Source organism: Yinghuangia sp. YIM S10712 (assembly GCF_051388935.1).
Lineage (GTDB): Bacteria > Actinomycetota > Actinomycetes > Streptomycetales > Streptomycetaceae > Yinghuangia.
In genome coordinates, this window is record NZ_JBPKBI010000030.1 from 6,661 (window position 1) to 18,863 (window position 12,203).

The 12,203-nt window shown below is 69.5% G+C and carries 13 protein-coding genes and 1 pseudogene; 10 read left to right on the plus strand and 4 right to left on the minus strand.

Translation table 11 applies throughout. The features are described from left to right. A partial coding sequence (locus ACRX5W_RS31075) for a TniB family NTP-binding protein (protein WP_436791724.1) occupies positions 1 to 985 on the minus strand: 985 nt, incomplete at its 3' end. Positions 986 to 2,171: 1,186 nt separating this feature from the next. Between ACRX5W_RS31075 and ACRX5W_RS31080 the strand changes: the two genes are divergently transcribed. From ACRX5W_RS31080 to ACRX5W_RS31090, 3 genes and pseudogenes are all read left to right on the plus strand, one after another. Further along, on the plus strand, positions 2,172 to 2,972 hold the full coding sequence (locus tag ACRX5W_RS31080) for a S1 family peptidase (RefSeq protein WP_436791725.1): 801 nt from the start codon (positions 2,172 to 2,174) through the stop codon (positions 2,970 to 2,972). A 373-nt stretch (positions 2,973 to 3,345) separates the two neighbouring features. Continuing rightward, positions 3,346 to 3,582, plus strand: a pseudogene (locus ACRX5W_RS31085) (transposase); the annotation flags it as partial. Positions 3,583 to 3,662: 80 nt separating this feature from the next. Continuing rightward, entirely contained in the window at positions 3,663 to 3,890 is a 228-nt protein-coding gene (locus tag ACRX5W_RS31090) for a hypothetical protein (RefSeq protein ID WP_436791748.1), read from the plus strand. A gap of 308 nt (positions 3,891 to 4,198) precedes the next feature. Here ACRX5W_RS31090 and ACRX5W_RS31095 read toward each other — a convergent pair whose 3' ends face one another. Further along, positions 4,199 to 4,510 carry a hypothetical protein gene (locus tag ACRX5W_RS31095; RefSeq protein ID WP_436791726.1) on the minus strand — a complete coding sequence of 104 codons (312 nt, stop codon included), beginning with the start codon at positions 4,508 to 4,510 and terminating at the stop codon, positions 4,199 to 4,201. 282 nt (positions 4,511 to 4,792) lie between these two features. Between ACRX5W_RS31095 and ACRX5W_RS31100 the strand changes: the two genes are divergently transcribed. Continuing rightward, the gene (locus tag ACRX5W_RS31100) at positions 4,793 to 6,574 is read left to right on the plus strand and encodes a hypothetical protein (protein ID WP_436791727.1); all 1,782 of its coding nucleotides are present in this window, start codon (positions 4,793 to 4,795) and stop codon (positions 6,572 to 6,574) included. Positions 6,575 to 7,790: 1,216 nt separating this feature from the next. Here the strand turns inward: ACRX5W_RS31100 and ACRX5W_RS31105 are convergent. Continuing rightward, positions 7,791 to 8,018: a hypothetical protein gene (locus tag ACRX5W_RS31105; RefSeq protein ID WP_436791728.1), complete on the minus strand. Its 228-nt coding sequence runs from the start codon at positions 8,016 to 8,018 to the stop codon at positions 7,791 to 7,793. Between the two features lie 109 nt (positions 8,019 to 8,127). On the opposite strand from ACRX5W_RS31105, the gene ACRX5W_RS31110 reads away from it, so the two are divergent. The 6 genes from ACRX5W_RS31110 (at position 8,128) to ACRX5W_RS31135 (ending at position 11,238) form a co-directional block, all read left to right on the plus strand. Beyond that, entirely contained in the window at positions 8,128 to 8,295 is a 168-nt protein-coding gene (locus tag ACRX5W_RS31110) for a hypothetical protein (RefSeq protein WP_436791729.1), read from the plus strand. Positions 8,296 to 8,346: 51 nt separating this feature from the next. Beyond that, the gene (locus tag ACRX5W_RS31115; protein ID WP_436791730.1) at positions 8,347 to 8,682 is read left to right on the plus strand and encodes a hypothetical protein; all 336 of its coding nucleotides are present in this window, start codon (positions 8,347 to 8,349) and stop codon (positions 8,680 to 8,682) included. Next, on the plus strand, positions 8,679 to 9,122 hold the full coding sequence (locus ACRX5W_RS31120) for a hypothetical protein (protein WP_436791731.1): 444 nt from the start codon (positions 8,679 to 8,681) through the stop codon (positions 9,120 to 9,122). The genes ACRX5W_RS31115 and ACRX5W_RS31120 overlap by 4 nt, the downstream gene beginning before the upstream one ends. Further along, positions 9,119 to 9,403: a hypothetical protein gene (locus tag ACRX5W_RS31125; RefSeq protein WP_436791732.1), complete on the plus strand. Its 285-nt coding sequence runs from the start codon at positions 9,119 to 9,121 to the stop codon at positions 9,401 to 9,403. Before ACRX5W_RS31120 ends, ACRX5W_RS31125 begins: the two co-directional genes overlap by 4 nt. Before the next feature lie 524 nt (positions 9,404 to 9,927). Beyond that, positions 9,928 to 10,194, plus strand: a complete 267-nt coding sequence (locus tag ACRX5W_RS31130) for a GNAT family N-acetyltransferase (protein WP_436791733.1) — start codon at positions 9,928 to 9,930, stop codon at positions 10,192 to 10,194. A gap of 138 nt (positions 10,195 to 10,332) precedes the next feature. Continuing rightward, entirely contained in the window at positions 10,333 to 11,238 is a 906-nt protein-coding gene (locus ACRX5W_RS31135) for a hypothetical protein (RefSeq protein ID WP_436791734.1), read from the plus strand. A 267-nt stretch (positions 11,239 to 11,505) separates the two neighbouring features. Here ACRX5W_RS31135 and ACRX5W_RS31140 read toward each other — a convergent pair whose 3' ends face one another. Beyond that, positions 11,506 to 11,739 (minus strand): hypothetical protein, encoded by a 234-nt coding sequence (locus tag ACRX5W_RS31140; protein WP_436791735.1) that lies wholly within the window; start codon positions 11,737 to 11,739, stop codon positions 11,506 to 11,508. Positions 11,740 to 12,203 lie beyond the last annotated feature (464 nt).

The window sequence follows — 12,203 nt, forward strand, 5'->3', positions numbered from 1 at the left end:
CAGCATGGCACAGCCATGCTGCGCACAGCCGCCAAAGAGACGCGCCTCCTTGCCGACGCACCTTCTCGGCCCCGCCACCGGCCGTATTGATCGCGGCGTGGCGGACCGGGTGGGTGAGGCTCCCGATCCGGCCAGCGGTGTGCTGGTGGAGGTACGAGGCGAGGCGGGGGAGTGTGCCGGGCTTGTGCGCGCGGAGGTCGAGTGCGTCCTCCACCCCGGCGATGAGTTCCTTGAACGGTTCGCGTGTTCCGAGCCTGGCAGGGAACACCCCGCACTCGACCAGGGATGCTCGCCCGGCCAGTTCCGCTCCGCGGACCCCGGCGAACAGCGCGGTGGCGGCTACATCGATCCCGGCGTACACGAACGTCGCCGCGATGCGTTCGGTGAGGGCTTTCAGCAGGTCCGCGGCCTCCGCACCGGTGGTGGTGTGGGGGCCCGGGCGGTGGATCTCGTCGGTGAGGACCAGGCGGACCCCCGCCCGGTTGTAGGTGTGACAGACCGCTTCGGTGATCCGGGCCTGCGTCATTCGGCCGATCACGGGGATGCCGAGGCAGCGGGCGAACTCCGCCGCGAGGGTCTTCGCGGTTGCCCCCGGCGGGACCAGCACGTACGCGACCGGGACGTGTGCGTGCGCCTGCCCGGATGGTGTCGGGCTGCGGCCTGCGTGGGCGAGGTGGCAGGCGCGCCCGACGTGGAGGAGCGCGGTGGTCTTCCCCGCGGCGGCGGGTTCGGTGACGATCAGCGCGGGGCGGGCGGTGGTGTGTTGGTGGCGGCCGAGGACCATCAAGGTCCGTACGGTCGGGGCGAGGGTGTCGATGGCGGGGGTGCGGACGGTGACGAACTCCGACTGGTACGCATGCCGTTCGTCTCGGCTGCGCGGCGGGTCGCCGGGTTCGGGCGGCGCCGCGGGGGGTGTGCGGGGGCGCGATGTCGTGCGCCCGTGCGCTGGGACGGGTTCCCGGGTCGCGTGCGTGGGTGCCGCCATCGTGCGGTGGCCGACCGGTGTTCACCATTGCCGGGCTTCCGTCTCGGCGTCGTAGAGCCCGAGTCCGGCCCCGGTCCAGGCCTGGGTGGGGGAGTGGGGGGCGTCGTCGGCGTCCGTCCCGAGGACGGGTGATTCGTCGAGTGCGTCGAGGCCGTCCGGGTCTGCGCCCGGGCCGGTGTCGCTGTCGTCGGGTTCGTGCGGGCCGTGTCCGGGGCGTGGTGGCGGGAGGGGTTCTGGGTGCTGTGGTGCGGGCGAGGAGGTTGCGTTCGGCCGGGGCCCCTCTCTGCCGGGAGTGACGGGACCGAGCCGTGGTGGCCGGACGTCCTCGATCTCGTCGGGAGCTTCGCCAAAACGGTCGCGTACGCGATTGCGCACTGGGTGAACGACCGGACCGCCGCTGCGTCCGTCGACCGCTGAGCGCCACCACCCCGCGCGGGCCATGTGCGCCCGTCTACGACCATTCGCCGCTTCGACAGCAGCGAGAGTGATGAGCCCGAGAAGCTCAGCCGAGGGCAGCGGACACCGATGCACCCTAACGACTTTGGGGTCTTCGAGGACGAGGTGAGGGCTCGGCGCGAGTTTCTGGCCAGTATGCGCCGATGTCGTCAACTGCCTTTGCCTTGAGCGGAGTTCACGTGCCTGAATCGCTGTCGGACAAGACGTCGAAGGATCGAGGGGCACGATGCGTTGTGACACCCATTGCCCCAAGGCCGTGCGTGCGGTGGTGATGAGTGACCCGTGTGCATCCGTCCGTGCTGTGGTGCAACGTGCAGGCGCAACGCCTCCAGGGGCAAAGGTGTCCGACTGGGCTGGTGGACGAGTCGAGCCGTCAGCGACCCGGTCTTCCATTGACGTCGAGTGGGACTGGGCAGGGCCCGCTTCGTTCTGTATGTCGATCCCGAGCGCAGCCACGCCGGTTCCGGCCTCAACGCCGCGTTGTCACCTCACGCGAGGAGCGGGAGAGCGGGGCCGCGTGCGTTTTGCCTGGAGGTCGCTCGTTTGACGATGCGATCTCTTGTGCGGACACCCACTTGAGCAGGAACTCGGTCCGAACTGACAGGTCTTGTCCACTGTGCGGGGAGCAAAGCCGCACCGGCCGCACCCCTGAATATCCGTCAGTCCGATGGCTGACCTCACATGTTGGTGCAACGAGCGACAGGAGAACCGAAGAATGAGGAAGCGACTTATGACACGTGGTGCTTTGGTGGTCGCCCTGACCGCAGGTGCCTTAACAGCCTTTCAGGGCGGGGCCCACGCGGAGGAGGTGCCCCCCGGCATCATCGGCGGAAAGCCGGCGGTCGGCGAGTTCTCCTTCATCACCGCGCTGAACTGGGATCCGGACGGGCGACACCGGTTCCGCTGCGGGGGTTCGCTGGTCGATGAGCAGTGGGTGCTGACGGCCGCTCACTGCGTCTACAACCAGTCGACCAGCCAGCCCTATGACCCGGCGCTGTTCGACGTCCGGGTGGGCTCCAACGACCGCACCAGCGGCGGAAGTACGGCGCGCGTCACCGAGGTGCACGTCCACCCGGACTACTGGAACACGCCGAACGACAGGCAGTCCGACGTCGCGCTGCTCAAGCTCGACCAGCCCGTCGACCAGGAGCCGCTGATCATCGGGGACGAAGAGGCCGAGCCGAGGGACCGGATCCGGGTACTCGGCTGGGGCATCACGGCCGTGGGCCAGACCGAGGCCCCCGTACACCTCAACCAGCTGGACACCCGGGTGATCGATGACGCGCAGTGCGTGATCGGTGGGATATACGACCTCACCGAGGGTGATCTGTGCGTGGACGACAAGAAGAACCCCGCCACCGGCAGCTGTTCGGGCGACTCGGGCACACCCGCGGTGCGGTGGGAGGACGGCCACTGGGAACTCGTGGCCTTGGAAAGCCGCAGCGTCAACGGCTGCGGTGTCAGCCCCAACGTGATGCCGAGCGCGGCGGCGCATGAGAACTGGATCTCGAACCTGATCGCGGCAGGCTGATCCCCGTCCCTTGCCGGCCGTGGGGGGGGGGGGGGGGGGAAACCCACCACCNGTGATGCCGAGCGCGGCGGCGCATGAGAACTGGATCTCGAACCTGATCGCGGCAGGCTGATCCCCGTCCCTTGCCGGCCGTGGGATGACGGCGAGGACACACCCTGCCGCCATCCCACGGCCCCGCCCCGTCAGTGACAACGCCGAATGCCCCGGCGTGGTCGCAGGTGTGTGCCCAGGCGCGCGTTCATCATCGAGACCGGGCCGGTGGTGGTGTCGAACGGTACGTGTCCGGTGAGGAGTTCGTTCAGGACGCAGCCGAGGGTGTACAGGTCCGAGCGGGCGTCGCCGGGCTGTTCGACGTAAGCGAGTTCGTCGCCGGATGGCTCAGCGAGGCGGAAGGTGTGTTGATCGTCGACGACACCGGTTTCGTCAAGAAGGGCGTCCCGACCGGGTCTTCGCGGCCAAGCCCGAGATCGCCCGCGCCATGGTCACGCGGATCCTGGCCGCAGGCAAGCCGGTCGCGTGGGTGGCGGCCGACGAGGCGTACGGCGGCGACTACAAGTTCCGCCGCGCCTGCGAGGAACTCGGCGTCGGGTATGTGGTCGCGGTGCCCAAGTCCCAGCACGTCGCCACGTCCACCGGGTTCGGCCGGATCGAGACGCTGGTCGGCACGCACCGCCCGAGGCGTGGCAGCGGATGTCGTGCGGCGACAGCGCGAAAGGCCCGCGCGTCTACGACTGGACCTGCGCACGGCTCCGTGCCGTCCCGGGCTTCGGCGACGCGGAAGCCGGGCGGGGCCGCTGGCTGCCGACCTGCCGCGGCCTGGCCGACCCGACCGAGATCGCGTACTACCTCGCCGCCGGCCCCGCCGACACCGAACTTGCCGAACTCGTCCGGGTCCCCGGCGACCGCTGGGCGATCTAGGAGTGCTTCCAGGCCGCGAAGAACCAGTGCGGCCTCGACGAATGCGAGGTGCGATCACCCTCGCGAAGCTCGCCCACGCATTCCTCGCCGCGCTCGCCGCCGACGCAGCCGCAGAGGGGAGGCGCCGCCACCCAACCCGACGTTTTGCCCTACGGCGTGGCGGAGATCCGGCGACTCCTGGCAACTTTGAATCCCGCCCCTGACGCACCGTCACCCCCACCCCATCCTGCACTGGTCCCGCTGGCGCAGCCGACGCCAAGCCGTCGCCCGCCGCAGCCACTACCAAGGCAATCCGCAGACACCCACACTCAGCCAGCCCTCGCCTGGTCCGCGAAGCCGGCCCGGCGGCTGACGACCGCCCGGACCTTGCCGCACCGCTGGCATCCGGTGCCGCCCGCGCGGACCGTGCTGTAGGCCGGGCGGCCTTCAGCGCCGTACTGTGTGCACCGGCACCGCCACGAGGTGTTCCCGCCGGGGTAGCCCTCCAGCGGCTCCAGGCCGTTCGCGCGCATCAACGCGACGGCCTTCTCCGGCGGCACGGCGACTCCCCCGAAGCATTCCGGGCAGCCCTGGCCCGCGATGCGTACCTGAACAAGACGCGCCTCGACGACCGCCCGCATGGCACATGCAGGCTCCGCGAGCCGCGATGCGCCCCCGGATACGGGTGCGGGAGGCCGCGACGGCACGTCCGTGTACCTGCCGGTGGCGTGCGGATGTGGCGTCGTCGCGTCGATCGCGACCGCCGGCCCCCGACCCACCCACGGAACGTGACCACGTGGATGCTTTCTGGAATCCTGGAGCGCACGCCAAACCGTCCGGTCGGCGATCCGGTTCCCCACCCTGTTCCGCAGGAGTCCCGTCGCGCCCGGTCCGACGGCTGGGGTCTCCTCGGAAGGTTCCACATGACCGCCATGCAATCGCCGTCCGCCGAACGGCCGTTGAGGGACCGCCTGCGCCCGCTCCGCGCGTGGGACCGGCCGAGTCGGTGGAACGCGGCCATGGTGGTGCTGCCCGCTCTCGCCGTCGCCGTGCTCGGCTGGCGGCACCGGGCGCTCACCGACGACGGCACGATCTTCCTGCGCACCGTGCGCCAGATCCTCGCCGGGCACGGTCCGGTGGTGAACCACGGCGAGCGGGTGGAGGCGAACACCAGCACGCTGTGGCAGTGGCTGCTGGTCGTGCTCGGGCCGCTGATCCCCGGCGAGCCGGGGTTCACCGCCGTGGTCGCGGGGCTCGTGTGCACGACGGCCGGTGTCCTTGTCGCTCTCGACGCCACACGCCGCCTGTACGCGGGGGTTGTACCGCGTGCGCTGATGCCGGCCGGCGTCCTGGTGCTGCTCGCGGTTCCGGTGTACTGGGACTTCGCGACCGGCGGCCTCGACTCCGGGCTGGGCACTCTCTGGCTGGCGGGGTGCTGGTGGTTCCTGGTGCGTTCGTATGTGTCGCCGGAGGCCCGCGGGCAGGCGGGGCACGCGGTGTGGTTCGGCCTCGGGGTGCTCGTCCGGCCCGAATTCGCTTTGGTGACAGTGGTTTTCCTCGCCGCCTCCTGGGCGCTGACGCGGCCCGGGCCGAGGCGGACCGCAGGCGGCCTCGCCGCGGCGGCGGCACTGCCGGTCGGCTACGAGATCTTCCGCGCCGGATACTACGGCCTGCTCGTGCCGCTCCCCGCGCTCACCAAGGAGGCCGGCGACAGCGAGACCGGCCGCGGGCTGCGCTACGCGTGGGACTTCGCGGAACCGGTGGCGCTGTACGTTCCCGCCGCGTTGTTCGTCGCGCTGCTCGCGGTGTGGGCGTTCCGCTCCCGCCCGGCTCCGCGCCGCCTGCTGGTCGTTCTCGCCCCGGTGGCCGCCGCGCTGATCCTGACCTGCTACCTCGTGCGGGTCGGCGGCGACTACATGCACGGGCGCATGATGCTCCCCGTGATGTTCCTCGCCCTGCTTCCGGGCCTGCTGCTGCCGGCGTCCGCGCGGGTCACGGCGGTCGCGGCGGCGACCGCTGTATGGGGGGTGGCGGTCGTCGGGCCGTGGCATCCGGCGGCATACCACGACACGGACCGCTCGCTGACCGTGCGTGTGCGGGACAGCGACATCCGGCTCACCGGCGTGGCGAACCCGGATCGGGTGGGTGAGTGGACCGCGGCGTTTCCGGAACTGCGCTCCGCGGTCGCGGCCGGCCTCGCCGCCGACCGCCCGGTGCTGGTCCGGCTCTCGCCCGACGGCGGCGCCGCGTCGCTGCTGCCGCTTGCACCCGTGCACGCTTCCGGCCGTGTCGCGGTTCCGGGCGGATACCTGGGCGTCACCGGTGAGTTGGTGCCCCTCGACGAGTACATCGTGGAGCTTTGGGGGCTGGCCAACACCATCGGTGCGCATCTCGATTACGCACCCGGCGCCGCGAAGAAGTGGCCGGGCCACCGCAAGTTCATCGACGACGTCTGGCTGGCGGCCCTCGAACTGCACCCGTCGGTGACGCATCTGCCCGACAACCCGGCCGTCACGCCGGAATCGCTGGCCGCGGCCCGGCACGCGCTCTCCTGCGGCGACGTACGCGAGCTCCTCGATTCGGTGCGGAAACCCCTCACCGTCGCACGCTTCGTCGACAACCTGATCGGCGCCTACGAGCGCACCCGGCTCCGCATTCCCCGCGACCCGTTCGCCGCCGAACGCAGGTTCTGCGGCACGCCCTGACAGCGGACTCGCCCGAAGCCGCGGGCGGTCGGCTCCGGGTGGGGAACCGGCGGTTTCCTCACACGAGGCGGTGCTGCCGTCCCACTCCATCTGGTGCAGGGGCAACACGACGTCGGAGACCGGTCGTTCGCCGAGGGCGAGGGCGTCGCGCAGCAGTTCCTCCCCTTCGTCGAGCAGGCCGGCGCCGGGAGGGCGGCGGTCCCGGCCCGGTTGTGCCTGCTCCCGGTCGTCGTCGGTGCGGCGCGGCGGGTGAGGCGGGTGCGGGTCCGTTGCCGAGTCGGCGGCGGGCGGCAGACGTCGTGCTCCTGGCGCTCGAAGAGGGCAGCGCGGTGCAAGGGGTGCACACACCCTGGCCGACGTCTGGGCGTACAGGCGAATCGCCGCGCCGACTGTCCGGCGCGCTGGTGGTGAGGAGCGCCGCGTCGTCCCCGGCTGGGAGCTCGTTCGGCGCCTGCGAGCCAGGCGTCGATGCGTGCGAGGTTGAAGCCCGCGGCGGTGAACCGTTGCTGAAGATTGCGTCTTCGCGGACCCGCAGTAGCGGGTGCGGCGGACGCCGGTGGTGTGGACGGCGAACGCCATGGTGCTCTCGATGCCGGCGCGCGCGTGATAGCGCCGCCGCCATGCGTCGGTGCGCTGATCGATGCGGGCCTGGCGGAGCGCCTCGAGGCCATCACGTGGTTTACCTGTTGCTGTACGTGTTGCTTTACCTGTTGCGTTCAAAGCCGGGCTCCGAGGGGCAAACCCCCAGGTCACCCTGCTTCCGGGCGCTACGGGACCAGGCGGCCGTCGTGTCGCGGCGCAGGCCCGTGTAGTCCTGACCCGGGGTGGGCCCCACCCATGAGCCGGGGACGACGTGGTGCTCGTCGATCGGTCCCGGCTCCCACCCGCCCCGGCGCCAGTCCGTGACCGCCTTTCCAGCCCGGCATAGCGGCCTGGAGTGCCCACGCTCCGGAACTGCTGCGCACCCAGCGCACGGCGCGGACCAGCACGGTGCCGGCGCTGTCGGGCAGGTCCATCCACGCCCACGGCCCGCCGTCCGGAGGCGGCGTCGGTCTGGCCTCCGACGGCGCGGGCGGGTTGGGCTTCGGCGTCGTCGTCGCAGGGGAGTCGGCCGCTGTGTCGGTCGTCGGGGCGGGCGCGGCGAGGGACCGGGCGGTGACGCTTCGGCGGCCCGGTTCCGGGCGGTGTGGCGGCCCCGGGCCGCCGCCGGGGGGTGTCAGTCGTCGAGGTCCTCGCCTGGGAGTTGGAGGTACAGGGAGTCGACGAAGTCGTCCTGCATGAACCTGAAGGACTCGTCCTTCCAGCCTTGCGGGTCGTGCAGGAGCCCGCCGCCGGGCTGCGGCTCGGAGGCCGGGGCGTCGGCGTGGGCAGCCCCCGCGGCGGCGGTGAAAGCGGCGAGCGTGGCGGCTGACGCGACCAGGAGTCGCGCTGCGGTGTTCGTCATGCCCGGTCAAACGACCGGGAAGCGTCCGCGTTGCGCGTCCTTTCGGCGGGAGGGGCCGGGGACGCCTCTGCTGGGCTGTGAATGCGGAGAGTGGGGATGTTGGCCCCTCATGGCCCGCATCACCGTGACAGCAGATTTCGTGATCTGGGACTCCTTCGAGCGGCCCCACCGCAAGACCCGCGACTGCACGGTGTTCGGCCCGTTCCGGTTTGAACGTCACCAATACGATGCCGAACTGCACGCTTTGAATGCAGCAATCGGCTCTGACGACACATAGGTAGGGCCCTTCCATCGCGTCCGCTCTACACAACCACAGGGAGCATCGACCGTGTTCGACAAAGTCGTGGGGCTGCGACCTGAAGAAGCGGCGTGTTGGTCTGCGATGGTCGAGCAGTGCCAACCGGTGCTTGCGAACCAGGGGATGGAGGCTGTCCAGACTCTGCTGGCCGCACACGGTATGAGCGTCATCCAGGCGATTGCGATCACACGGGCGTTGCTCGGCTGGGAGGTGACAACACTGCGCACAGCGATCGACATCGTGACGGCCAGCGCGGCTCGGACAGCTCTGGTCGCCCTGGCTGACGACCGGTCTGACGCCGACGAAATCACCGCGGCCAGCATCACCGATGGCCCCGTGGGGCGGACGAGCGGAGGAACGGTATGACCAAGGTGCTGGTGCCCGGCCCCGAACCGGATTGGCAGCCTGCAACCTCTCCGCCCTACTACACCGGCAGGGACCCCGCCTCCCAGTACAGCTTGTGGTGGTGCGCCGCTGGCCACTTCCGCCTGGTCGCCGGCCTGTCCCCCTCCCTGGAAGCACTGGCCGCACGCCTTCGCTTGAACATCGAACGCAGTTGGGAAGACCTGGGCGAGGTCCACATCGTGCTGTTCCGAATACAGAGGATCCAGTTCGCCCTGGGCCGGATGGAGAACTCGCCGAACCCTGACGTTCGCGTCTGGCTGCACCGCGAACAGACCGACGTCGAAGCAGCGCTGGACGTCCTGCTCAACGCACTCGGGATAGGCAGGGAAGCCCTTACCTTCGTCGAGGACGAAGAGCCCGGCTTCGTCGACTTGCGCGCCACCCCGAGTCAAGAAATGTGAGCTTCCAGGCGCATCCCTGGTTCAGAGAAGCCTGTGTTCGTTGTTCCTTGCTCCGCCCGGACCCCGAACTGCGCGCCCGCCTTGTCGAGATCCGGGAAAACCTGATCGCCCGCATCGTCGAGGCGAAACGCGAAGGCTGGCTCGGCGAAGTTGAAGGGCTGCAGGTAAGCCTCGCCGGAGCGGAGGAAAAACTAGCCCAACTCGACCGGAAACCCGCCGGCCGCAGCGTCGTCGATCTCGGCATCCCCACGATCGTCGCTCCCACCGTTCCGTGGACGTGACGCATCAGCCCTCGCCATCTTCGAGCCGGCCCGGCGCGGCACGGCGAAACCTTGAAGGGGATGTCGGTGAGGGCCACAATCGGGGCTTGAAGGCGTTCGGACAGCCCCAGAAGACGCTCCCTTGGCGAAAACTTCGGAGGGGCCTCATGCTCAGGCGTTTCAGGGGCGGGGCGCTTTCTCGCCATGCGCTGCCGAGTATTCGGCAGCGAGCCAGGGCCCCAGGTCTTCGATGAGCATCCTGAGTACCGCCGGATCTGCCGACGGAGTGCGGCCTGTGGCCGCTGCCGCCAGCATCTGCTCAGCACGCTGGGGGTAGTAGCGGCCGAAGAGTTCGGCAGACTCCTCAAGGTCGCTGGCCCAGCCGCCCCAGCGAGGCATGATCAACGTGAAGCCGGTGCGCACGACCTTGCGGGCGGCGACACGGCTGAGGCTTTTGCGATCAGCGTCCGTGGTGGCTTCCGCTGCCTGCTGACGCCAGCGCCGCAGCGCGAGCGAGAGGTCACCGCCAGGGCCTGGGCACCGAGATGCGCGCGGCTGTCCTGCACCTGGCTTTCGCGGGGCTCGGCGCACAGCACGCTGTCTCGGCGGCGTATGACGACAATGCGGCCTCGCTGGGGGTGTCACGCAAGCTCGGCTACCGCGACGACGGCATCGAGCGCCACGCCGTACGCGGCAAGCCGGCCGTCCTGCGCAGGCTGCGCCTGACCGCCGAACAGTGGCAGCGACACCAACTGGTACCGGTGAAGTGGGCGGGGCTGCCGGGGTGCCTGCCGTGGTTCGGCTTGGAGTGACCATGTGGCGGTCGGTGATCCTCGCCGGGGGTGTCCGGCGCCACGCGTCGCTTGCCGCCGAAGCCGAGTTCGCGGCCGACAGGGGCCCGAGACCGGTGGCGGCTTTTGCCGCGTGACGCGCGTCGCTAGCATGCGCGGATGGACAACGGTACGGGGGCCGTGTCAGGCGCCATTGTTTATGATCAGGGCGCTGGGTGGCAGCGGCCTGGGTGCATGCGGATTTTTCTCCGCGTGCTTCTTGTGATTTCCGTCCTCGTGATCGCGATCATGGGTTACGCGGTGTACAAGATCAAGGAGGGGATTGAGCCGGAGGCGCCGCCGGACTTCGACAAGGTCCAACGGCTCCCGGCGGTCGTCCAGGGGCGCGAGGCCGCGATACGTGACATCGACGCGGTGTTAGCGGGCTTGGAGGGCGGATTGGGAGCCGGCTTCGAACGGCGTACCCAAAGTGTCCTGGACGAGTGCGGAAGCAAAAAGAGACCCGGCGGGTTTTTCGGCTCCGAGAGCTACGAACCGGTGATCTGCCGCCGCGAGGTCGTGCGCTACTACGTGGTCGCGGGCCCGCGCAGCGATCGCGTGGACGAAATCGTCACCGCGTTGTACGACACAGGCATGTACGGGGACTATCCCGGTTGGAAAACGGCGGCCGGGCAGGGCTGTTCGCCGGATCCCACGCCGTCGGCCGAGCCGACTCCGACAACGAACTCCCCGGCGGCCACGCCGTTTCCGGCCGCCGTGTCGTCGGACGGTCCGACACCGGCACCCTCGTCCCCGCCTGTGTCTCGACAGCCCGAGGCGCCCTGCGAATTTTCCGCAACCGCGCAGGAACCCGCCCCGTCCCGGGGAATCCGGGCGGAGGTGCGCAGCCACAACCCACGGACGTCGCAGACGCCGGTGCGGCAGACTTGGCCATTGGATGTGGTCGGCAGTGAGCGGAGGGACGAACCGGCGGACTTCGGTCTCGTCGACGCGGCGGTTATGCCATCGGATGTGTGCATCCTCGGTGTGTCGGTGCTGATCAATTACTACACGGAAGCGGACTGATTGCTGATCAAGGGGACGCGGCCTGGAATTCGTTTCCCCCGCTGTTTTCCGATGTCAGTACGAGGCGAACTATCCGTCACCGATGGACAGTTGGTCGTCCGCGCCGATATCGATGCTTTCGCCGATGACTTCATGCGCGTCCGCGTGACGTTTCGATCAGTTCGCGGTCCGGTGTTCTGGCCATTGTCCGGCAACCGCTGGCATGTCGACGAGATACACCGCCGACTGCTTTCCCCGGCTGTCCTGGATGACCGTGGCACTGACGATTCAACCCTTTTCGGTTGTCCCGACTTCGGACGGAACCGTGGGATATTCCTGGGTTATCGACGTGACGTCCGCATAGCGGAATCCCGCGTCCGGGGGAGTCGTCGACAGCACATTCACGGCCTGCTTGTCGAGCACACCACCGACCGATGTCAGCAGACCGGACGACCCGGCCTGGTTCCTGAGGAGTCGAACCAGGGTGGCCGTGGTGTGGACCCTGATGGCGAGCAGCCCCACGTACCGCGAGGACCTCAAGTGGCTCTGCCATCGACGAGGTCGACACACCCCGCGTAATAGGTGAACCGTGGGCGCCCCAGAACTCGGGTGGCTGGGGGGCCGCCTCCAGGTGGGTACGGTTCGGAACCGCCGGTCTGAAGTTCCGCCACGGCGAACGTTGGGGCATGCACGGCCGGTTGGGACTCGGGGCGAGAAATGCGTTGGCCCCACGCAAGAGCACGGGGCTGACGGACGTGGGTGGTCGGTGAGTGGGTCGCCTTTCGCGGCATCCACTCGGCAGGGTCCCGGTCGGCTTTGGACTGGTTGACGCTGTCGCGGACCGCCAGCAGGGAACGCTCGTCGTCCAGATTGTTGGCGTAGTCGCGGTGTTCCGTCGCGCTCCAGTCAGCGGCCCCAGCTGGCGGGGAGTGCTTTTCGGGGCGTGCGATATTCCTGCGCTCACGCGTGTGGCTGTCTCGGGTCTC

Coding starts and splice junctions, on each gene's coding strand:
- ACRX5W_RS31080 (WP_436791725.1), top strand. CDS start 2,172: ATGACACGTGGTGCTTTGGTGGTCGCCCTGACCGCAGGTGCCTTAACA.
- ACRX5W_RS31090 (WP_436791748.1), top strand. CDS start 3,663: ATGTCGTGCGGCGACAGCGCGAAAGGCCCGCGCGTCTACGACTGGACC.
- ACRX5W_RS31095 (WP_436791726.1), bottom strand. CDS start 4,510: ATGCGGGCGGTCGTCGAGGCGCGTCTTGTTCAGGTACGCATCGCGGGC.
- ACRX5W_RS31100 (WP_436791727.1), top strand. CDS start 4,793: ATGACCGCCATGCAATCGCCGTCCGCCGAACGGCCGTTGAGGGACCGC.
- ACRX5W_RS31105 (WP_436791728.1), bottom strand. CDS start 8,018: ATGACGAACACCGCAGCGCGACTCCTGGTCGCGTCAGCCGCCACGCTC.
- ACRX5W_RS31110 (WP_436791729.1), top strand. CDS start 8,128: ATGGCCCGCATCACCGTGACAGCAGATTTCGTGATCTGGGACTCCTTC.
- ACRX5W_RS31120 (WP_436791731.1), top strand. CDS start 8,679: ATGACCAAGGTGCTGGTGCCCGGCCCCGAACCGGATTGGCAGCCTGCA.
- ACRX5W_RS31130 (WP_436791733.1), top strand. CDS start 9,928: ATGCGCGCGGCTGTCCTGCACCTGGCTTTCGCGGGGCTCGGCGCACAG.
- ACRX5W_RS31135 (WP_436791734.1), top strand. CDS start 10,333: ATGGACAACGGTACGGGGGCCGTGTCAGGCGCCATTGTTTATGATCAG.